Source organism: Veillonella atypica KON (assembly GCF_002959915.1).
GTDB classification, from domain to species: domain Bacteria; phylum Bacillota; class Negativicutes; order Veillonellales; family Veillonellaceae; genus Veillonella; species Veillonella atypica.
Genome location: NZ_PPDE01000006.1, coordinates 42,005 through 63,888 on the forward strand (window position 1 = coordinate 42,005; position 21,884 = coordinate 63,888).

Annotated in this window: 24 protein-coding genes; 6 read left to right on the top strand and 18 right to left on the bottom strand. The window is 39.0% G+C overall.

Translation table 11 applies throughout. The features are described 5' to 3' along the window. Positions 1–41: 41 nt before the first annotated feature. From VAHSUH02_RS03640 to VAHSUH02_RS03655, 4 genes are all read right to left on the bottom strand, one after another. The gene (locus tag VAHSUH02_RS03640) at positions 42–515 is read right to left on the bottom strand and encodes a helix-turn-helix domain-containing protein (RefSeq protein WP_005382430.1); all 474 of its coding nucleotides are present in this window, start codon (positions 513–515) and stop codon (positions 42–44) included. Continuing rightward, complete coding sequence (locus VAHSUH02_RS09675) at positions 512–697, bottom strand: hypothetical protein (RefSeq protein WP_038148544.1); 186 nt, start codon at positions 695–697, stop codon at positions 512–514. Before VAHSUH02_RS09675 ends, VAHSUH02_RS03640 begins: the two co-directional genes overlap by 4 nt. Positions 698–907: 210 nt before the next feature. After that, positions 908–1,075 (bottom strand): hypothetical protein, encoded by a 168-nt coding sequence (locus VAHSUH02_RS09680; RefSeq protein WP_005382432.1) that lies wholly within the window; start codon positions 1,073–1,075, stop codon positions 908–910. A gap of 61 nt (positions 1,076–1,136) precedes the next feature. Further along, positions 1,137–1,325, bottom strand: a complete 189-nt coding sequence (locus VAHSUH02_RS03655; RefSeq protein ID WP_005382433.1) for a helix-turn-helix transcriptional regulator — start codon at positions 1,323–1,325, stop codon at positions 1,137–1,139. A 179-nt stretch (positions 1,326–1,504) separates the two neighbouring features. Here VAHSUH02_RS03655 and VAHSUH02_RS03660 point away from each other — a divergent pair, with 179 nt between their 5' ends. From VAHSUH02_RS03660 to VAHSUH02_RS03675, 4 genes are read left to right on the top strand one after another with little or no spacing between them, the layout of a single operon-like run. Then, positions 1,505–1,885 (top strand): helix-turn-helix domain-containing protein, encoded by a 381-nt coding sequence (locus VAHSUH02_RS03660; RefSeq protein ID WP_005382434.1) that lies wholly within the window; start codon positions 1,505–1,507, stop codon positions 1,883–1,885. Positions 1,886–1,900: 15 nt separating this feature from the next. Further along, on the top strand, positions 1,901–2,176 hold the full coding sequence (locus VAHSUH02_RS03665; protein WP_005382435.1) for an ImmA/IrrE family metallo-endopeptidase: 276 nt from the start codon (positions 1,901–1,903) through the stop codon (positions 2,174–2,176). A gap of 18 nt (positions 2,177–2,194) precedes the next feature. After that, positions 2,195–2,596 (top strand): hypothetical protein, encoded by a 402-nt coding sequence (locus VAHSUH02_RS03670; protein ID WP_005382436.1) that lies wholly within the window; start codon positions 2,195–2,197, stop codon positions 2,594–2,596. A 57-nt stretch (positions 2,597–2,653) separates the two neighbouring features. Further along, positions 2,654–3,748 carry a tyrosine-type recombinase/integrase gene (locus tag VAHSUH02_RS03675; protein ID WP_005382437.1) on the top strand — a complete coding sequence of 365 codons (1,095 nt, stop codon included), beginning with the start codon at positions 2,654–2,656 and terminating at the stop codon, positions 3,746–3,748. Positions 3,749–3,860: 112 nt separating this feature from the next. On the opposite strand, the gene VAHSUH02_RS03680 is transcribed toward VAHSUH02_RS03675, so the two are convergent. From VAHSUH02_RS03680 to cshA, 5 genes are all read right to left on the bottom strand, one after another. Beyond that, the gene (locus VAHSUH02_RS03680; RefSeq protein WP_005382438.1) at positions 3,861–6,944 is read right to left on the bottom strand and encodes an AAA family ATPase; all 3,084 of its coding nucleotides are present in this window, start codon (positions 6,942–6,944) and stop codon (positions 3,861–3,863) included. Further along, positions 6,945–8,180: an exonuclease SbcCD subunit D gene (locus VAHSUH02_RS03685; protein WP_005382439.1), complete on the bottom strand. Its 1,236-nt coding sequence runs from the start codon at positions 8,178–8,180 to the stop codon at positions 6,945–6,947. An 83-nt stretch (positions 8,181–8,263) separates the two neighbouring features. Then, positions 8,264–9,100 (bottom strand): deoxyribonuclease IV, encoded by an 837-nt coding sequence (locus VAHSUH02_RS03690; RefSeq protein ID WP_005379311.1) that lies wholly within the window; start codon positions 9,098–9,100, stop codon positions 8,264–8,266. Positions 9,101–9,166: 66 nt separating this feature from the next. Then, positions 9,167–9,586, bottom strand: a complete 420-nt coding sequence (locus VAHSUH02_RS03695) for a Fur family transcriptional regulator (protein WP_005379327.1) — start codon at positions 9,584–9,586, stop codon at positions 9,167–9,169. A gap of 194 nt (positions 9,587–9,780) precedes the next feature. Continuing rightward, the gene (cshA, locus tag VAHSUH02_RS03700) at positions 9,781–11,352 is read right to left on the bottom strand and encodes a degradosome RNA helicase CshA (protein ID WP_005382441.1); all 1,572 of its coding nucleotides are present in this window, start codon (positions 11,350–11,352) and stop codon (positions 9,781–9,783) included. Between the two features lie 257 nt (positions 11,353–11,609). On the opposite strand from cshA, the gene VAHSUH02_RS03705 reads away from it, so the two are divergent. After that, positions 11,610–12,197: a hypothetical protein gene (locus VAHSUH02_RS03705; RefSeq protein ID WP_038148548.1), complete on the top strand. Its 588-nt coding sequence runs from the start codon at positions 11,610–11,612 to the stop codon at positions 12,195–12,197. A gap of 127 nt (positions 12,198–12,324) precedes the next feature. Here VAHSUH02_RS03705 and tnpA read toward each other — a convergent pair whose 3' ends face one another. Further along, the gene (tnpA, locus tag VAHSUH02_RS03710; protein ID WP_005375295.1) at positions 12,325–12,789 is read right to left on the bottom strand and encodes an IS200/IS605 family transposase; all 465 of its coding nucleotides are present in this window, start codon (positions 12,787–12,789) and stop codon (positions 12,325–12,327) included. A 231-nt stretch (positions 12,790–13,020) separates the two neighbouring features. Next, positions 13,021–14,088: a hypothetical protein gene (locus VAHSUH02_RS03715; protein ID WP_005382277.1), complete on the bottom strand. Its 1,068-nt coding sequence runs from the start codon at positions 14,086–14,088 to the stop codon at positions 13,021–13,023. A gap of 92 nt (positions 14,089–14,180) precedes the next feature. Here VAHSUH02_RS03715 and VAHSUH02_RS03720 point away from each other — a divergent pair, with 92 nt between their 5' ends. Beyond that, on the top strand, positions 14,181–14,801 hold the full coding sequence (locus VAHSUH02_RS03720) for a hypothetical protein (protein WP_005382275.1): 621 nt from the start codon (positions 14,181–14,183) through the stop codon (positions 14,799–14,801). A 254-nt stretch (positions 14,802–15,055) separates the two neighbouring features. Here the strand turns inward: VAHSUH02_RS03720 and VAHSUH02_RS03725 are convergent, their stop codons facing one another. From VAHSUH02_RS03725 to VAHSUH02_RS03755, 7 genes are all read right to left on the bottom strand, one after another. Then, on the bottom strand, positions 15,056–15,439 hold the full coding sequence (locus VAHSUH02_RS03725) for a hypothetical protein (RefSeq protein ID WP_005382273.1): 384 nt from the start codon (positions 15,437–15,439) through the stop codon (positions 15,056–15,058). A 15-nt stretch (positions 15,440–15,454) separates the two neighbouring features. Then, positions 15,455–15,583, bottom strand: coding sequence for a hypothetical protein (locus VAHSUH02_RS09810; RefSeq protein WP_005378374.1), 129 nt, complete (start codon positions 15,581–15,583; stop codon positions 15,455–15,457). A 207-nt stretch (positions 15,584–15,790) separates the two neighbouring features. Then, positions 15,791–16,219 (bottom strand): hypothetical protein, encoded by a 429-nt coding sequence (locus VAHSUH02_RS03735; RefSeq protein ID WP_005382269.1) that lies wholly within the window; start codon positions 16,217–16,219, stop codon positions 15,791–15,793. Positions 16,220–16,616: 397 nt separating this feature from the next. Further along, positions 16,617–18,101, bottom strand: coding sequence for an aldehyde dehydrogenase family protein (locus VAHSUH02_RS03740; protein WP_005382267.1), 1,485 nt, complete (start codon positions 18,099–18,101; stop codon positions 16,617–16,619). Positions 18,102–18,373: 272 nt separating this feature from the next. Next, positions 18,374–20,551, bottom strand: coding sequence for a Tex family protein (locus tag VAHSUH02_RS03745; protein WP_005382266.1), 2,178 nt, complete (start codon positions 20,549–20,551; stop codon positions 18,374–18,376). Continuing rightward, positions 20,551–21,045, bottom strand: coding sequence for a dihydrofolate reductase (locus VAHSUH02_RS03750; protein WP_005382259.1), 495 nt, complete (start codon positions 21,043–21,045; stop codon positions 20,551–20,553). Before VAHSUH02_RS03750 ends, VAHSUH02_RS03745 begins: the two co-directional genes overlap by 1 nt. Before the next feature lie 9 nt (positions 21,046–21,054). After that, complete coding sequence (locus VAHSUH02_RS03755) at positions 21,055–21,846, bottom strand: thymidylate synthase (protein WP_005382252.1); 792 nt, start codon at positions 21,844–21,846, stop codon at positions 21,055–21,057. Between the last annotated feature and the right edge of the window lie 38 nt (positions 21,847–21,884).

Below are 21,884 nucleotides of genomic sequence, written 5' to 3' on the forward strand. Positions count from 1 at the left end.
GTACCAATTGGCCATCATTGCCCATGTGAGGATTGCCTCACTTAATACTGGCTAAAGTCAAATAATAATCCGATATCGATACTTAGCTTATCGGCCAAGATAACCGCCTTTCGAAAGGACATCGACTTATTTATGCCCTTGAGATGGCTGTATAGGGTTGCATAGTGCATCCCGCACATCTCAGCGACGTCTTGAATGGACAATCTCTTATCAGCTAGCACCTTCCGGAACACTTCTGGTTTCAAGCGATACCCAAATCGATTGCCCCAGGTCTTTTGCTGAATCGAGCACTGGTCAAATAAGAAGTTGATTCGTTGACCAAGCCCTTTCGCTACTAACCGGGCAGTGCATATCCGCACAGGCAAGTGCTTGGATAATTTGACCAGGGTCATCGGATTTACGCCGATGACTTCAGCGAAACTGCATAGCCCATATGGCGTGTTATCGTAGATCAGTTTCTTAAGGTCGAAACTGTTCTTGAGTCGCATCATCGGGATGATTGGTTTTCGCCTCATCGTTGTCTCCTTTGTAGTTTTTGGAGCCGTCTGATAGTTTGGCCCTGTTCGGCCACAATCCAAAGCGCCAATCCTAATGCACATTGCACAAAATACTGGGTAAAGCCTATGCGGTCAATCTCAAGGCTACCAACGGAGCCCATGAGGATTAATCCGGCTACTAATTTAAGAAATGCATGCATGATTAAATGCCTCCTTGATGTACTCTTCACTTCTCCCTGTTCGAGCCAGGTATGTTTCAAATCCGAACCGGTCAATGACGAAGGTTCGTTTTTTGCCTTTGCCATAGCAGTAGGCGAAGGCTTTGTAATGGTTGTTAGCGATGCCCTCTCTAACCGCTGTAAGGGTTAGGCCTAAAACGCTAGCCATCTGCTTTACTGTAATGGTGGGGTTCATAATACCTTTAACATGATTACAAAGTAGATAATCATAACGGTTAACGTTATAAAGGACAACAATCCAAGGATTCGGTTGAACCAGAGGTCAATCTTAGCGGTTCGATGAATCTGTTGAACGTGTAAATGTTCGATGATGATACGATTATCTTTTTCATTGTTCATAGTTTTACCTCCTGTATTGGGTTAGAATCTTAACATTCCGTAACGGTTTAACCGTAATTCACTATAAAAAAATAATGTCATCATATGCCACATTGAACACCTCTTGAATCTTCTTAATGTGTGGCACATCCGGAAATGAACGCTTACGCTCCCAGTTCCCCCAGGTGTCAACTGATACGCCAACATGCATTGCCGCTGTTACCTGGGACCAATTTCTCGATGCCCTCAACATCTTCAGCGTGTACTTCATGGGCTACCTCCTTTCTGATGAGTAGTTCCTGTTTACAGTTATCATTGTAGTACGGATAAACCGTAATGTCCATAAATTAAACATAAATTATTGTAAAATTTCCGTAAATTATTGATTTTTTTACGGAACTATCGTAATATATAGGTATATTAATAATGTTAATTTGAGAGGATTTCAACATGAGTGATTTAGGTAATAAGGCTATTATGGCTGAAAATATCCAACGCTTAATGGATAGTCGAGGCATAGACCGTAATAAAATCTGTGCTGACTTGGGCTTTAAATACACGACCTTTACAGATTGGGTTAAGGGTAACACATATCCTAGAATTGATAAAATCGAGATGATGGCGAATTATTTCGGGGTTCCTAAATCTCAATTAGTAGAGAAGTATGTTGAAGACGGATATTATTCTGATGCGGAAGCAGCCGAATTTGCGGAGTACCTACGTACACGCCCAGGTGCGCGCATGCTCTTTTCTGCCGCAAAAGATATTACTAAAGAGGAGATGGAAGAAACTGTCAAATACATAGAGTTCTTAAAATCTAAACATAAGTAATACACACAAGGGAGAGTGGTAGTATTGGTTATTAACCTTATCTATTGTGACTTACCAAATGCCAAAGCAGTTTCTGAGGAATCAGAGGATATAGATACTCATAATATCTATATTAATAAAAATCTCCCCCATGAACGAATGAGGGAAGAAATAAAGCATGAACTGAGTCACATTATCCGTGATGACTTTTATGTGGATCATCACGTTAATTTAGTCGAGCGTATGGTTAGAATGTCCCAGATTGATGATGGTGACATTGACGGAATCGACTTTTATCATCACATTATTTAACTTCGGGAGGTTATTATAATGACTATTAAACGTATTTTGAGTGTAGTAATTATTCTTATAGTCGCCATAGGTCTCACCCTATTCGCCCTATGGCCTAAACCGTCCATCGAGTTTAGAAATGAGTCCGTGCTTGGCCATACCGTAACCAGTGTAGTCCTTGAGGACTGGACACTCACATCCGCCCAGGGCGGAGAGAACTCCACTCTTACCTTCCCGAATGGGAAGTCCGTGCAGGCACACTGGCAACTCGTGCAGACCGTACCGCCTGCGCACCGATTCGATATGTTCCCTGAATCGTTCTTTTACCACACCGTATATGTGGCACCGGTTCAGCCAGGACTCGTTGATTACATCAATGCTAATAAACCTACCGTAACCTACTACCTAAACGGGGAGGCTAAACAGATTCAATTTAAATAAAGTAAAGCCCCTATCCGATACTACTCAGATAGGGGCTTAGCTATAGGAGGATATATTATGGCCATGAAACGAGCCAACGGAACAGGATCCGTTTATAAAATGAAACATAAAAACCTTCGTAAGCCTTACCGTGCTGTTATCACAGCCGGATGGACAGCGGAAGGAAAACCTATTAAGCGCTCACTAGGGACTTTTGCGAAGCAAGCTGACGCATACCAGGCCTTAGCACAATTTGCGAGTAACCCAGATGCCTTTGCAGAACGTAAGATGACTACCTTTGGCCAAGTATTCGATTGGACGATTGACGAGTCAAAGCGTCAAGGGTTATCTAAAGGGCGTATCCAACATATTGAAATTGTGCGGGACCACTTTGCGCATCTCTTATCACAAGATGTTACTACCTTACGAGTTCCCCATGTTCAATCATTCTTTGATGACCCGACCAGGAAGCAATCCTATCTTCAATCAGTCAAAGCTATCTTGGTTCGTGTGATGAATGTCGGGATAAAGCATGAAGTGTTAACAAAGAATTATATGCGCGATATTATAATCTCAAAAAATGCCCCTAGTACACGCATAGCGAAAGTTTTTACTCCGAGCCATATAATTACACTATGGGAGCATAAAAACGAGCGTACGGCTCAAATATTGCTACTTTATATTTACACCGGACTCAGAATTTCCGAGCTATACGGTATTAAAATTGAGGATGTGCATCTAAAAGAACGATACATGATTGGTGGATCTAAAACGGACGCAGGTAAACGTAGAATCATACCAATAGCGGAATGTATTTATCCAATTATATCTGCCTTCTACAGTGAAGCTCAATTCAAACGCTCCAATAGGTTATTTAAATCTCCTAGTAAGACCATATATCGTACTCATTTTACTAAAATATGCCAAGAACTCAACTTGGGCGAACATGTACCCCACGATACGAGACACACGTTTATCACAATGTGCAGTAATGCAGAAATTCCGGAAATTATTGTTAAGCATATTGTTGGCCACTCCACTGCCAGCAATATCACACAAGACATTTACACGCATAAGACTACGAATCAATATGTAGAGGCGGTGAATAAATTACCGACCTACGATGACCTAATTGAGGGTGAGCCACGGGTGAGCTACCGTAACGAAATGTAACGATTTTTGATAATTTTAAGCAAATGAAAACCCAGTAAACCGCGCGTTTACTGGGTTTTTAAAGTTATGCTAATATCCTCTTTTAATAGTATCACATTTTGTAAATTTATAGCTAGTTAATCACAAATTTTGCCGTACTACCTTCATCACCACGTGTGACCTCTAAATGGGCAGGTATCCGCGTCTTTAACTCAGGTACATGGGAGATCATGCCGATAAGGCGCCCCGATGATTGTAGTTGTACCAATGTTTCCATAGCGAGCTCCAATGTATCAGGATCAAGTGTACCAAACCCTTCATCAATGAACATCGTATCCATATGAATACCACCGGCATAACTTTGAATCACGTCGGCAAGACCTAAGGCAAGTGCCATAGAGGCCAAGAATGTTTCTCCCCCTGACAAGGTATTCGCAGGTCTAGATTGTCCTGTGAAAGCGTCCATTACGGCCAAATCAAGGCCTTGCTTACCACGGCCGCCACCGGTATAGTCTGAACGCTCCAAAGAGTAACGGCTACGGCTCATCTTTTGAAGACGTAAATTGGCTGCATAAACAACCTCATCTAAAATGGCCCCCAATACATAGCGCTCAAAGGTGACATTTTTAAAACCTTGTTCACCCCCATTAGCGAGATCATTCAATCGACTTAAGAAGGCTACCTTCTCTCGGGCCTCCCCCATAGCCGATTCAATTTCCTCTAGTGAAGCAAGTGTAGTTTCTATATGCTGTGTTTCTTTATCCCAAGCCGCTAAATGGCCCACCAATGTATCACGACGTTCTACCGCTGCATCATATACTTCATCCGAAACGGTATCGCTAGGTTTAACCACAGTCTCCGTAGTCTTTAGTGCCGCATCATATACAGCTTGTGCTGTACTAAAGGCCTCTTCCAAGTCATATAACTTAGATTTAAAATTCTCTAACGCATTAAAGTCACTCAACGCTTCTACAAAATCAATTTCACTTAACGATATAGATTGCAATGACTGTATATATTCCCCATGGAGCGAATCAAGATTCTTTTGTTCTTCTTTTACTTGAGAAGATAAGATTTCTAGTCGACCACGTTTAGCACTTAGCTGCCCTCGAGCCTCCTCTAATTGTTTTGTAGTCACTGTTAACTGCGCATCATACTCTTTAATTTCTGATGCTAAGAATGTCACTTGCTTACGCCACAACTCTATATCCGTAGTAGGCAACGACTCTGATAAGGAATCTATTTTTGCTTGTACAGAACTGATACTAATCTCTAGTTCATGCAATGCTTTAAGCAATTCATTATGCGCAAGTTCTGATTTAGCCAACGTATCCTTAGCGGTGCTTAACCTACGCTCCGCATCAGAAATAGTCTTACCTAGCTGTTCAGATTCACCACGTAACGTTTTGAATCGTTCCATTTGAGATAACAGAACTTGTTGAAGCGATGCAAAGTTTTCCTTAGAAAAACCATCTATAGAGGACTGAAGAATCGAAACTTGTGCGTCCATATGCTTAGATAATTCATGCATCCGCCCCACTAACGCATCCCTTTGACCAACTTCATTCGCTTGTTGTTGTAACGCTTTATCACGAACACCTCGAGCAGCTTCAACCTCATCCTTAGTAGGATATAATTCTGGCTTAGTTGCTAAATGAGGATGTTCTGTAGAGCCACATACTGGGCAAGGCTCATCTTCTTTCACGAAAGGAACCAGTTCATACGCGCGCCCTTCTTGCATTAAATGCTCTAGCCGCTCTAAATGTACCTTCGCCTCTTTCACTGTTTTATCAAGAGCTGCTAATGTCTCATCCTTAATGTCGATTTCTTTTTGAACCTGACTAATTTCTTCTACCAACTCAGAATATCTGTGCACATGATTAAGCTGTTCTTGAATAACAGGAACCTGCTCCAGTAGTGTACTATTCTCTTGAAAGCGTTTACGTAAACCCTCAACATCTACTTCTATCTGTTTGATGAGCTGGCGTTGTATCTCTAGGTCAGCTTCACTCTTTTTACTATCCAATTGTTTTACATTACCACGTAGTGTAGATATCTTTTTTTTCAACAATCCTAACTCATCAAACTTTTCAGACTGTTGTTGGAGTTGAGCCAAAGTAGTCCTCTTAGATTGTATCGTCTCAGCTTGAGATTCTAACGCTTCATGAGCCTCTATACAATTAGTCTCATGTCGAGTAGCAGTGTCCACACTTTTTTCTGCATCGGACAGTGCCCGTTCTAATGTTGTTAAACTAGACTGTTTATCAATGTATTGTTGATACAATGCATGAACTGGAGATAAGGAATTGAGGAATTGAACCTTTTCACTCAATTGTGTGCGTTCAGGTTCTTTAGCTTTCACCAAATCTAATCGAGATGTAGCCTGTGCTAGAGATTGTTGCGCTTGATTATATAGGGCCCACTCCTTACGCAAGGCATTAAATTGTTCTACCTCATTAACAGCCCTATCTCGTTCTACTACAAGTACATCACGATGTGGTACTCGATTAGATAATAGTTCACGTACATGTTCGACAGTTAGCACTGGAGTCTCTTCATCGTGAGGAATAGACTGTATCAACGCCGTTTGTTTCATCAAATTTTCTTCAATGCCAGCTTTTGCATCATCATAAGCTGATTTAAGAGCCTCTTGTAGTTTTCGATATAACTCTGTTCTAAAGAGCGTATGTAGTAATTCCTCCCGTTCATTTGTAGAGGCCACAAGGAGTTTTCTGAATTCCCCTTGTGGCAATAGAACCACTTGTAAAAATTGATCCTTCCGAAAACCTATGATTCGTTGAATCGTATCGCGAATGTCAGCCGCAGAGGTGGCGATAATCTTCCACTCACCAGCTTTCATTTCATAGACAGTGGCACTAGCGTTCTGTTCGCGCATACCTGTACCGCGTTTTTTGGCTACCATCTGTTTTGGTAATCTTTCAACACGATATTGAGCATCTCCGATGGCAAAGGAAAAGTCTACACGCGTCATCCGCTCAGGTTCCGCAAAATCGCTGCGAATAGCATCAGTTTTACGCGCTTCTCCGCTAGGCTCACCATATAAGGCGTACACCATAGCATCTAAAATGGAGGTTTTTCCTGCTCCTGTGGGTCCGGAGATGAGGAACATAGAATGATTCTCTAATTCGCTAAAATCTAAGGCAACCGAATCTCGATACGGACCAAAGGCTTCTATAGTTAAAGATATAGGCTTCATCTAGTCCTCCTTTAAAATTCGATCCCATACAGAGTTGATATATTGTTGCTCACGCTCTGTTAAGGGGTTCTTCCACACGGTTTCAGCAAACTGATTAAATAATTCACGCTCGTTTAACTCTTTAAATACGGCATCCCCCCTATCTACCACAGGTGTTGCTATGCGCCCTGCCAATTCAATGGTCATACATCGGTGATAGACCTGACGCAACTTAGCCATGCCATCCATGATAGGCATCGTATCTAGAAGGCGTGCCTGCACGTAATCATCCTTATGTTTCTTTTGGAGGGCTGTATTATTTAAAAGGTCCTCAAAATAACCTTCCAAGATGACTACATCCCGCTTCGCCTCTACAGGGATTGTACTAATATCTACATTCCCGTTTGTATCCATATCAATAATGGTAAAAGATTTCTTCTGCCCATGTTCATCAAAGGAATACTTCAATGGCGATCCGCTATAGCGAATATGGTCTGCCCCCATCCGTTGCGGTCCATGTAAATGTCCAAGAGCTGTATAGTGAAAGTTTTTAAAAACGTGAGGGCTCACCTGTTCACTACCACCTACAGACAATGTTCGTTCCGAACCACCTACTTCGCCACCCATTACAAAGGCGTGACCGATGGCAATGCTACGCATCTGTTTTGGCACTTGTTTATATAGATAATCACTCCAAGACTGATACATTTGGTCATAATTATGTAAATTAAGTGCGACCGCTTCTTGATCCTTATCATCTACATAGGAAAACAAAGTATCCTCAGCCGTATCCGTATCAACTGGTTTTGATTCACTGGAGCTCAGTCCCAAAGCGTCACCTATACGACGAGGTTCGCTAAACGGCATAGGACAAATGGCCACCCTACCATCAGCGCCTTCAAATTCAAAGGGTTGTAATGCATGATGAGGGGAGCCCCAAATATGAATGCCCGATTCACTTAGCATAGATCGTCCCACTTCAAGGCGTTCCGCTCCATCGTGGTTTCCACTCACTACAAATAGAGGGACCTTATAATCCATAGCGAGACGAGTAATGATAGAGTCCCATAATTCAATAGCTTCAATGGGTGGTACCGCCCTATCAAATACATCCCCTGCCAGCAAAATGCCATCGATTTTTTCTTCTTTCAAAATAGTAAAGAACTGATGCTCCAACACATGAGCTTGGTCATCTGTTAAATACTGACCATAAAAAATACGCCCCAAATGCCAATCCGCAGTATGTAAAAAACGCATTTCATCCCCCCTTTCCAGTTCTCCCTATACCTTATATATTTAGTTTATACCAATTATTATATAACTCAATTTATTTTGCTTGATTATTGATTATCTACGATAGAGCGCAACATAGCAATTTCTTTTGCATAGCCATCTAATTCATTTGGCGTTTCTAAATAGAACGGCAAGCTCGTCAGTTTAGGATGTGTCACAATACGAGCAATTGCATCGATACCGATATGACCTTCCCCAATTTTTTCATGACGGTCTTTATGAGCCCCCATAGGATTTTTTGAATCGTTCAAGTGAATCGCTTTCAAACGGTCGAGACCAACAATACGATCGAACTCGTCGATGACACCATCTAAATTATTAACGATGTCATAACCACCTTCGTGAATATGGCAAGTATCTACACAAACACCCATGTACTCTTTTAATTTTACACCGTCAATAATACGAGCAATTTCTTCAAAACGAGAGCCAATTTCCGTGCCCTTACCAGCCATAACCTCTAAAAGAACCGTTGTTTTCATGCCTGGGAATAAGATTTCATTCAAGCACTCCACGATGTATTCGATGCCTTGGTCAACACCTTGCTTTACATGACTGCCGGGATGAAAGTTATACATCTGGCCTGGTAAATATTCCATGCGTTCTAAGTCTTCTGTCATGGCTTGTTTTGCAAAAGCGCGCAAATCTTCCTTAGCTGCACACGGATTATACGTGTAAGGTGCATGGGCTAACAAGGTACCAAAGTTATGTTCTTTCATATACGCACTAAGGCTATTCATATCCTCCACATCGAGAGCACGCATGCTACCACCGCGCGGATTGCGTGTAAAGTATTGGAATGTATTGCCCCCAATTTTGGTAGCTTCCTTTCCCATATGTAAATACCCTTTTGATATTGATAAATGTGAACCTATAATAAACATTAAATTTCCTTTCCACTCTATTTTTACTCAAAAACCCCCTGCATGAGTATACGCAGGGGGCGTCTGTTAGTGACTTTCTTTTTTTGCACATTCTGGGCATACGCCTTCGAATGTAATTTGCTGTCCTGTAATTTGATAAGCACTAGCTTTTCCAGCAATATCAGCAATAGCATGTAGATCGACATTCATCATATCTTCTACCTTGTTACAACGAACACAGCGAATATGTGCATGAGCTGTTGTATCCCAATCATAATGTGCGCGTTCATCGCCCACTTCCAATACCTTAACAAGGCCAATTTTTTCAAAAATCTCCATCGTTTTGTATACGGTTGCTAAACTCATGCTTGGATGTGTAGGACGCAAGCTATGATAAATCATCTCTGCTGTTGGGTGATTGTGATGACCACGCAAAGCATCATAAATTGCAATTCGTTGAGGGGTTACCTTAAACCCTTCGCTTCGCAAAATTTGTGCGATATCCATAATAATCTACCTTTCTCCACTTGGAAACATATCGGTACTCTATGGTCCATTTTCAAACAATAATTATTATTTATTGTACCATTCTAGTAGATTTTAAGCAATAAAAAACGTGGATTTATACAATCCACGTTTTCATAACTTATGTTCAATAGCAATCCTACTATGAATATACATTAAACAAAGTTCATACCATATTAGTCTTTAAAGTATGGTTTAAAACCTTCGCTTTGATGACGAGGTTTACGATCGGCTCTAGGACGGTCGCTACGACGATCATCACGACGACGGCTATCACGGCGGTCACCTTTGCGATCATCACGACTGCGGCGCGGACGGTCATCACGACGACGATCACCATCGCGGCGGCGGTCTCCATCGCGGCGGCGGTCTCCATCACGGCGACGACGATCACCACGACCACCTTCACGGCGACGACGCACGCGTAAAGGCTTTTCTTCTGTAATATTTACAGGTGTTGTATCCGGTTCTTTCGTAAGCAACTTAAGTGCTGCCGCAATCAATGTAACAGAATCAGTGTCATTCAACAACTCTTCTGCATTCACCTTAAATGGTGCCAACTCTTCTGTATTGCCAGCCATTTCAATTAAGCTTTCAACAGCAAGACGTTGTTGACCTTCCAAAACTTCGCCCAAAGATGGAGCACGACGTTTTGCAATTTTACGTTTTGTTAAACGTTCAATAGCATGAAGGTGTTCAATTTCACGAGGGATAACAAATGTATAGGCTTCGCCTGCCTTACCTGCACGACCTGTACGACCTACACGGTGCGTATAGCTTTCAGGATCTTGTGGCAAATCATAGTTATATACATGAGATACGCCGGAAATATCAAGGCCACGAGCAGCCACATCAGTAGCTACAAGAATGTCAATTGTACCTTCTCGGAATTGACGAATTACACTATCACGTTTTTGTTGTGATAAATCACCATGGATACCTTCCGCCATATAGCCACGTTTTTTAAGAGCTTCTGTTACTTCATCAACACGACGTTTCGTACGTGTAAAGATGATAGCCAACTCTGGCGCTTGTAAGTCGAACAAACGGCACAACACGTCAAATTTTTGACGGTCTTGTACTTCGATATAGTATTGTTCGATAAGATCCATCGTTACTTGCGTAGGTTTCATACGAATCAACGTTGGTTCTGTAAGGTATGTTTCTGCTAACTCGCGAATCGCCTTAGGCATTGTTGCAGAGAATAGCAATGTTTGGTGATCTTCTGGGATAGCCCCTAAAATTTTGTTGATGTCATCTACAAAGCCCATGTTTAACATTTCATCAGCTTCGTCAAGAACGACAATCTTAACGTCTTCAAATTTAATAGAACCGCGGTCCATATGGTCCATCAATCGGCCTGGTGTGGCAACAATGATTTGCGGATTCTTTTTCAATGCACGGAATTGACGGTTAATATCTTGGCCACCATAGATAGGTAATGCCGTAATATCCGTATACTGAGCCATTTTATTAAGCTCTTCTGCTACTTGAATAGCTAATTCTCGTGTAGGGGACAAAATCACTACTTGAACGTGACGATTACTGCCGTCTACGCGTTCCAATACAGGTAGGCCAAAGGCCGCTGTCTTACCAGTACCTGTTTGAGCTTGACCGATCATGTCTTTACCGCTCATGGCAACTGGGATAGCTTCCTGTTGAATTGGCGTAGGCTCTTCAAAGCCCATATCGTTTAACGCACGTAGAACAGGTTCGCTAATCATTAATTGTTCAAATTTTTCTAACATCTAAATGTGTTTCCTCCTATCGCGCACGAATTATGCGCGTTAGAATAGTATATCATATTTCAATGGTGAAAGCTATTACATCAAATGTATTTTCTAATGCATATATTCATGAATCCTAATCAACTATATGAGTAAACATATAATTTAGGTATAATATAATTAAAAGAATGTACTTCAAATTACCACAATAATTAAGCAATGCCTGTTAAGCAATTACGATTTAATGAACTTTCTAAAGTAGTATAAAAGGAATACCAATGAAACCATTTACTCTTAAACGATTTGTATTATTACCATTAATCATATTCTCCCTCATAATGACAACAGGTTGTCATCTTCTCTCCCATTACAGTGAGGATGAGGTACACCAATATATAAATAAGAACTATCCTAATCTGACCTATCACCTAGCGTCACGAAGGGGCAATACATGGCAAGTCACCTTTGACAAATATCCACAAATGCCCATTGAAATATCTGAAGTCTTGCACACCTCTGCACCTGTTATACCACAAGTTGAGCGAATACTGATAACCAATATCCCGTTTATAACTGCATTCCCATTAATGAAAAACTATCTAACAGCAGAAGAATTATCCTATGCTACATACGATACATCTACTTTGTATATTGAAATGCCTATTCCCTATTCGGCCATAGAAAACCATGATGTAACAAATTTTTACAATCGAATGGATCAATTCTGCAAAGAATATGCTGTAACATATCCAGATTTCAAAGAAAAAATATATATTAGAGTCATCATAAAACCTTCTGATGGTTCTGATGCACCGGAAGAGTACAGAAGAATATTCCGCTTATCCCAATATCATAACCACCCGTAGAACGGGTGGTTTGCTCTGACCCTATAAGGGTCTTTCTCTAGTGGTGGCCCTCTAAAGAGGGCTTTGAATGATCTGACAACCACTCTATTACCACTGGCTGCCCCCTACTCGGGGGCTTTTATTTTGCCTATTTTACCGGCTCACCCGTAAACGGGTCGGTATATTCTTTAAAGTTTAATGTATCTTGTGCTATATCTTCTTGTAATTGATTGCGAATATACTCTTTTATCGCTCCTTCGTATCTTCCCACTGTATCCACATAATATCCTCTACACCAGAAATGTCTATTTCCATACTTATATTTTAAATTTGCGTGTTTATCGAATATCATGAGGCTACTTTTGCTTTTTAAATATCCCATAAAACTTGATACACTTAAATGTGGTGGAATAGTTACTAACATATGAATATGATCCGGACAGCATTCTGCCTCTATAATCTCTACATTTTTTCTATTACATAAATCTCTTAAAATTTTACCTACATCAGCTTTTATCCGTCCATAAATTATTTGCCTTCTATACTTTGGTGCAAAAACAATATGATATTTACATCTCCATTTACTATGTGATAAGCTTTTTACGTCATTCATTGACATTGAACCTCCTATGTTGAAATGTTGTGGTTGCCAGACCAACTTCATTTTACCACTAGGAGGTTCTTTCCTTTTCTCTAAGAATTTTTTACCGACCCCCAGTTTAACTGGGGGTTTAGTCATGCCTATTCGGCGTACAATTAATAAAATAGGTGTCTCCTAAGAGGCACCTATTTTAATTATGTAACAATGTTATCAATTGATACCTTAGATTTATTATATGTAACATCATTTCATATTGTCATTAATCCTTATAACCCGTCTAAAAAAATCATAGCCTCCATTTATATAATCACCTACTACCATTTCACTATCTTGAAAGTATGGTGAAACAGGTAAATAGCCCCACACAACACCTAATCCGCCACATATATTGCGGCCACCATCTCCGCCTTTATAGGAAAATCCACCTTCGTCATATACGATTTCTCTACAATACGGATCATCACCTATAACAAGGCCAAAAAAGTTTTCCTTTTCTAATGTATACTCTCCATCATTATCCATCCATTCCATATGTTTTAAATTCATAGAGAAATCTATATTATTCCCCCAAGGAAAAATGGTTCTACACCCCTTACTAGCTAAATATTCCCACTCTCTTAGTGTAGGCAAAGAGTATCCATGAATCTTTATATCCTGTAACAATTTCTTAAATGTAGTCTCTCCATAAAGTTTTCCACACCAATTGCTATCATCTATCTTATATAAACAAACGGTATTGTGAACCATTGTTTCAGAAAGTCCAGCTTTTTCGGCGTTTTCTATCATCTGTTGCCATTCTTTATTTTGTCTTAAATCCTCATCTGAAATAGGTATCCAACAAGTTTCACTATACTCTTTTTGAACCAATAGTGGATGTATTACAAACTCATCTTCTTGAGTAAAATTATATTTAAAATACATTTCTATGTTGGATAGTACTACTTTATCTTCTAGTGTTTCGCTAATCTTTCTTTGAACATCCTCTTCACTAAAGATTTCCTCTTCATATCCCTCGACAAATGGATAGACAAGCTCCACTAAATTTTCACTATTAAAAATATCCTGCAATGATTTATTTTTAAAATTAAGCCCTAACGTAACAGTATCTCCGGGAACAAATACGAACGCTATTCCATCATGTGAGCGATATACAGCCGTATATATGGATTTTTCAAAAGCCTTAAACTCTTTAAAACAAATCAATTCTAAATTATATATTGCTGCCAATGTATTTAATAATGCCTTTTTATCAGAAACAGATAACAAATCATATTGAGGATTGTATAATTTATCGATTGAAATATGATTCATAGATTAAATACTCCTTAATTTTCATCTGATACACATATGCTACATTATAATTATTAGTATATATATTCATTATAATTTAGAGAGAGGAAATTATGAACGGAATTAATTGGACACATCTATTGACACTCACCTTATCTCCGGAAAAAGGTAGTAATGAACTCAAAACCAATGGTGCCCTTAATGAAGCCATACCAATGGGTATCATCGCTTATGTTGTAATGGCTATCTTAACGTATCTTATAGCGTGCATCACGATAAGCATCGTAAGTTATTCATTCTTTACCATCTTTTCATTTACCACATTATTGGGACTCATTGTTAAGGGATTATTAAAAGCTGTCATCCCAGCTCTATTAGCAAGCTATATCTTTAACTTTTATTGTAATCGCACCTATCCTACAATTAGTGTAACATTCCAAGATACTTTCAAACAATTCATGTACGCTGTAGGAGTATTTGCGGTCCTTACACTAGTACAAAATATTATATTTGTACCATTTATGATGAGTTTATACACTAATACACTCCCATCCGGTCTAGTTAGAACAGTTATATTCATCTTGAATATGTGCACTTATGGATGGACCGCATTTACATTATTAAAACTATGTATGGCAGAATATAATATGTCTGTGCGAGATACTGCAACAACCTTAGTTGTTAGTATCGTCCCACTCATCGTCATCAACTATATCATAAAAAATATATTCTAGTTCTATGTTAACAAAATTATAATGGATAACTCGAACGGGCACCAATAATTAAATTGGTGCCCGTTTACTTATTTTCACTAATCGCATATTCTATTTACTTAGATATTGACGGAGTGTTTGATTCTCTAATGGTTCTAATTGTAATGCCTTCCGATTCTTAATTGCATTAATAGCTAATGCTTCAAAGGTATCTTTATCAAAATCAGTTATCCATTTCAGATAAATACACCCCTATTCCAGTAATTAAATAACTATCAATATAACTCAGCCAAGAGAATAATGGCAAATAACCATAATACAACACCATATGTCATATTTGTTTTTACCTTATCAAGACTCACCTTTCCATTATGAAGTAATTTACCCGTTGTACTATAAGGAATCATAGGTCCTGGAACTAACACGGTAATATAAAACTCTAGACTGTGAGTCGTATATTCTGCACCATTTAATAGATACTTAACATCATATCCATAAATAACTGTAAAATTAGGAAGTTCTTTAATAATTCTAGGCGTAACTGATAAAATGTCTACCGGAATACCTTTTCGACGACACCAAAAACGAAATGCAATAAAATATGTTCCAAAAATCATGAGAACGATTGCTACACAAAACTGCCATGGATTAACAAACATTATGTCTTATCCTTTCTAAAGTTGGTTTTGATATCCTACAAATTTAACCACAGTTCGATTTACAGATATATGTGCACCAGCTTCAATACCAATAACATGTAAAATATAACCACCTGGAGTCGGTGTTATATTATATGACTCCAAAAGATTCCAATCTCCTGATACTGATGAACCAGAAACCTCCTGAATAATTATATTAGGATCAACGACTCTATATCCATTAGAATATGGTAATAAGAAAGCATTACTTAATTGCTTCATCCATGTAGGAACTGATGTAAAGAAGTTATTAAATTCAGATTATATGACAAAACGTGTTGGTAGTGACACTGTTAATGATAATACGTTTAATTATTCAAGGTCTATATAACTAAACTTAGATTGTATTAGATTCTCTTCATCCTCTTTTGTGGAAATTATAAAATCAATAGCAATCAAATCAATACACATTACAGGCATAACTATTTTAGCTTTAACACCATTTAGTACTGGACTTACCCTTTTCTTATTATGAGTCATAGTTCCATCTGTTTTAACAACACATGGTTCGACACTAATATCTTGAATATCATATTCATGATTACGATATTCATGAAATTTCATTGATTTATTCTTAAATAAAATGTCACTTTTAATATTAACCTCTATACAGTTAATAAATCTAATTTCACAGGATTCTGACACTAATATGACTGTATTACCAAAATCTTTAATATCTAATGAATATGGCATTTCATCCCATAAATCTAATATATCAATTCTTTTTTGAAGTTCCATCATTTTTATCCTCCTCTCTGTATAAGTATTCTCTGTCTTAGCATCAATTTCTTTATCATCTACAGTTAGTATAACATCTGAGATTATAGATTGAGTAGTCGAGCTTGCTTTACCTATAGATTCTACGCCTAAGTTTGAACTAGACCAATATTATTATAAATCTTATCATAGCCTACTTCTCCAACATAAATACCTGCCTAGTGAGTCACGCTTTTCCATTTGCTATCAATGCATCCTATGCTAGCACTAATACTACCTGTTGGATCCTTGAAATTAGATTTAGAGGAAACGGAGAACACTAAGTACAATAAAATTAAGTAATAGTATGATAATGCAAAAAAGGCACCTCTTCGAGGTGCCTTCTTATCAAATATAAGTAAAAGGAGATGCTATAAAATTATTAATCTAAATCGTAGAAACCAGATGGTTTATCGCTCAAATTAATAATGATATTTTTCATTTGAGTGTAGTGCTCAAGGATAACTTTGTGAGTTTCACGGCCGATACCAGATTGTTTGTAACCACCGAATGGTGCGCCTGCTGGGATGGAGTTATATGTATTAACCCACATACGACCTGTTTCGATAGCTCGGGCTACGCGAATCGCACGGTTAAGGTTTTGTGTAAATACGCCACCACCAAGACCGTATAGGCTATCATTAGCTTGTTCAATTACTTCGTCTTCGCTATGGAATTTAATCACTACTGCCACCGGACCAAAGATTTCTTCACGAGCTACGCGCATATCATTTGTAGCATCCACGATGAGTGTCGGTCTTACGAAGCAACCTTTGCCAAATTCGCCATCTGTAATACGTTCACCACCAGCTACAACACGAGCGCCTTCTTCCTTAGCAAGTTCTACATAGCTAAGTACTTTCTTAACTTGTGCTTCGTAAATCAAGGAACCTAGTTGTGTAGATTCCTCCCAAGGCAATCCAACTTTTACCTTATCAAATAATTTAGAAAGTTCAGCTACAAATTTATCATAAATTGTATCTTGTACAAAGATACGGGAACCGGCGCAACATACTTGACCTTGATTGAATAGGATACCGAGCATTGCCCCATCAAGAGCTTGTTTCCAGTTTGCATCTTCAAAGAAGATATTTGCCGATTTACCACCTAATTCCAATGTAGCAGGAATCAAGCGTTCAGATGCCGCTTTATATACATCAAGACCTACTTCTGTAGAGCCTGTGAAAGCAAGTTTGCTAAATCCAGGATGATCAAGGATATATTGTCCAGATTTAGAGCCTTTACCAGTTACAATGTTTACAACACCTGGAGGCAAGATATCTTGCAAAATACTACCTAGTTCTAATAGACTAAGGGATGTATGGCTAGAAGGTTTGATAACAACTGTACACCCTGCTGCCAGCGCTGGTGCCAATTTCCAAGCAGCCATTAAGAATGGGAAGTTCCAAGGTACTACTTGACCTACTACGCCAATCGGTTCACGAATAATAAGACTTAATGTATTTTCATCAAATACTTGTGCCGAACCTTCTTCTGCGCGAAGTACGCCGGCGAAGTAACGGAAATGGTCTGCACCAAGTGGAATATCCACGTTTAAAGTTTCACGGATTGGTTTACCATTGTCATAGGTCTCAACTTGTGCCAAATGTTCTTTGTGAGCATCAATGGCATCTGCAATCTTTAATAAATAATCTGCCCGATCGACTTGAGAAACTGTTTTCCACGTTTTAAAAGCCTCTGTTGCAGCTGCTACAGCTTTATCAACATCCGCCTGCGTAGCTTCTGCACAAACAGCAAGTTGCTCGCCATTAGCAGGGTTATATACATTAAATTCAGCACCATCAGATGCAGGTACCCATTCATTATTGATTAAAAGACCATATCTTTCTCTAATATGTAAACTCATAGTACTTCCTCCTTTAATGGATAACGACTATTAATTATCTTCTATGAGTTCATCATACACCTAATATCTAAATACTTCAATCTATTTTATTATTTTCGATATAACGATTTTATTGTATTCTCAATAGTTTTATTCTATATCAAAATCGATATACTTATCACTATTTATGATAACAGAGTACACAAAAAAGGAGTCCTCTATTACCTAAAGGACTCCTTTTAATCATGTTCAATTTTGACATGTATAATTTTTTACGAATTACCCTAACAAAATTAGGCCTTTTTCTTGTCTTTATTTCTCAATGACTTGACGGATAATCCGATACGATTTCGCTTTACATCTACAGAGATGATCTCAGCTTCAATAATATCGCCTACAGCAAGTACATCAGAAGGATGTTGTTTCGCCGTGCATAGTTCGCTACGATGTAATAAACCATTCGTTTTTAAACCAAAATCAATAAAGGCACCAAAGTCTACTACATTATGCACCGTACCTTTAACAACGGTACCAACCTTGATATCCTCAAGACTTACTACATGTTTACGTGTCAGAGGTGCTGGTAAATCCTCACGTGGATCACGGCCCGGCTTAGCAAGAGCTGCAATGATATCTCTCACAGTAGGAATACCCGCATCAAGCTTATGCGCCATCTTATCTATATCAACCAATGGTAATTTGACCTGTAATGCTTCAAGTTGGGATTTATCTTGTAAATCCTTTAATGTAAAACCTAGCTCGCCAATAATACGTTCTGCCAACTCATAAGACTCAGGGTGAACAGATGTATTATCCAATGGATTCTTAGCACCATTTAATCGCAAGAAACCGGCACACTGAGTAAATGCTGCAGGACCTAAGCGTGGCACCTTTAATAGTTGCTTACGACTAGTAAACCCACCATTTTCTTGACGGAATGCTACAATATTTTTTGCTACCGTACCAGAAATGCCTGCAATATGCTGCAAAATCGCCGGAGATGCCGTATTAAGCTCTACCCCAACATGGTTAACTACAGATTCAACAACTTGATCCAATGTATGAGTTAATTGTTTTTGGTTAACATCATGTTGGTATTGACCAACACCAATAGACTTAGGATCGATTTTAACAGATTCTGCCAATGGATCCTGTACACGACGAGCAATAGATACGGCGCCGCGAATCGTTACATCTAAATTTGGCAATTCATCAATAGCTAGTTTTGATGCAGAATATACAGACGCGCCAGCTTCATTAGTAATAATGTAGTGGCAATCTAATTTTTCCTCTTCAATCATCTTAGACGCAAATTGCTCAGTTTCATACGAGGCTGTACCGTTGCCAATGGACAATAAGGTAACATTAAATTTGCGAATCTTTTCCGCTAATTTCTTTTGTGCTTCTTGTTTTAGCTTTTCACTATTTGTTAAATAGTAAGCACCATAATCGAGTACATTGCCTTGTGCATCGATAATAGCCATCTTACAACCTGTACGATACCCTGGGTCAAGGCCCATAATAACATGACCTGCCAATGGCGGTTGTAACAATAAATTTTTAAGATTTACTCCAAACACCTTAATTGCTTGCTCATCTGCAGATTCGGTTAATTCATTGCGAATATCTCGTTCAAGAGCAGGGAACATCAAGCGTTTATACGCATCTGCTACGGCGCTAGCTTTCACATCAATAAAAATAGATTGTTCATTGTTAGTAATACCACGCACTATGTATTGAATATAAGATTCATCGGGTACGGTTAGGGCCAATTTAAGAGCCCCTAATTTTTCGCCTCGATTAACCGCCAAGATACGATGGGACGGCATCTGACGAACTGGTTCGGCATACTCATTATATTGAAGGAATTGGTCCTTGTGTTCATTATCTTCCACGAGTTCCGCTTGGATAAAGCCTTCCTTCCACATACGCTTACGAAGAGTAGCGCGAAAATCTGCACTGTCGCTGACAATTTCTGCAACGATGTCCGACGCACCTTGAATGGCGTCCTCCGGTGTAGGCACGTCTTCAGAAATATATTCTCTTGCGATATCTAGAGGATTACCAGATGTGACCGTATCATTCAAAATCATATCTGCTAAAGGCTCTAGTCCTCGTTCACGGGCAATCATGGCCCGTGTCCGTTTCTTAGGTCGATATGGTAAATACAAATCCTCTAATTCTTGTAATTTTACGGCTTTCATCAAAGATGCCATCAATTTATCGGTCATCTTTTCTTGTTCCGTAATAGCATTGATGATTTCTTGACGCCGTGCTTCTAAATTGCGCAAATATTTAATGCGTTCTTCGATAGTTCGCAGTTGTTCATCTTGTAATTCACCTGTTACTTCTTTTCTGTAACGAGCGATAAACGGCACCGTGTTACCTTCGTCTAAGAGCGTAACCGCTGATTCTACTTGACCAGGCTTAACACCCAATTCCTTTGCAATAATGGCAAACATTGATTCCATTAGTTATGTCCTTTTCTTTCATATGTTACAAATCGATGAGGATATGTATTTTTATCATCTACCGTCCCCTCTACAACAGAGGTAATTGTGAAAGCTGACGCATCAAATTCAGGGAAATGAGCATCCCCTTCAAATTCATAGTCAACCTCCGTAATATGCATTACATCTACATACGGTAAAAAAGCTTCGTAGATTTGTGCACCACCGATAACATAGGCCACATCTATCTCTTTAGCAGCCTTTACAACAGACTCGGGTGAAGAAAATACACGTACCCCTTCCGGTGCATTAAAACCTTTATTTTTTGTAATCACCCAATGTTCCCGATTAGGCAATAAAAAGGGCAAACTTTCAAAGGTCTTACGCCCCATAATAATAACGTGGCCTGTCGTTTTTTCCTTGAAGAATTTCAAATCATTGGGCAAATGCCAAATCAGAGAATTATCTTTGCCGATAACGCGATGATGCGCAACCGCTACGATCAATGCTAACATAGTATCCCCCTAAACAGCTACGGTCATAGCCAATTTACCTAAATGTTCATACCCTTCTAACACGATATCATCCGGTGAGAATTCATAAAAATCGGTGATATCTGAATTTACACGAATTTTTGGCGCACGCAACGCTTGATCTCGACGAGATAATTGCTCGCGCAATGCATCCACATGATTTTCGTAAATATGTGCATTATTAATAACATGAGTAAACTTACCAGGCTTCAAACCAGTCACTTGGGCAATCATACATAAGAGTGCTGCATATTGAGCCGTATTAAATGGAACACCAAGCCCCATATCACCACTGCGTTGGATGAGCATACAGTTTAAATAGCCATCACCTACATCCCACAATGTTTCATACGCACAAGGTTGCAAAGCCATATCAGGCAAATCCTCAATATTCCATAATGTAACAATCATACGGCGACTATCTGGATCCTCTTTTATAGTTTTGATGAGATTATCCAATTGTTTGTATTTAGCAATTTGATAACCATAGGCCTTGCCAATAGTCCCATCTTCGCGCATCCATTCATCCCATACATGGACATTCATATCTTGTAATTTACGTACATCATTGGACTGCATTTGCCAAATCCATAACAGTTCTTTCACAGCCGTTTTGAAAGCCACAAATTTTGTAGTTAAAATTGGAAATTCCTCTTGTAAATCAAACTGCATAATTTGTTGTGGCAATTTATATGTGGCTATGCCTGTTCTATTTTGACCATATATGCCATGGTCTAATATATTTTCAATAATATTGAGATATTGTGTATCCGCTGAGCTCATAGTTCCCCCTAATCATATTAGAAATCACTCAATATAGC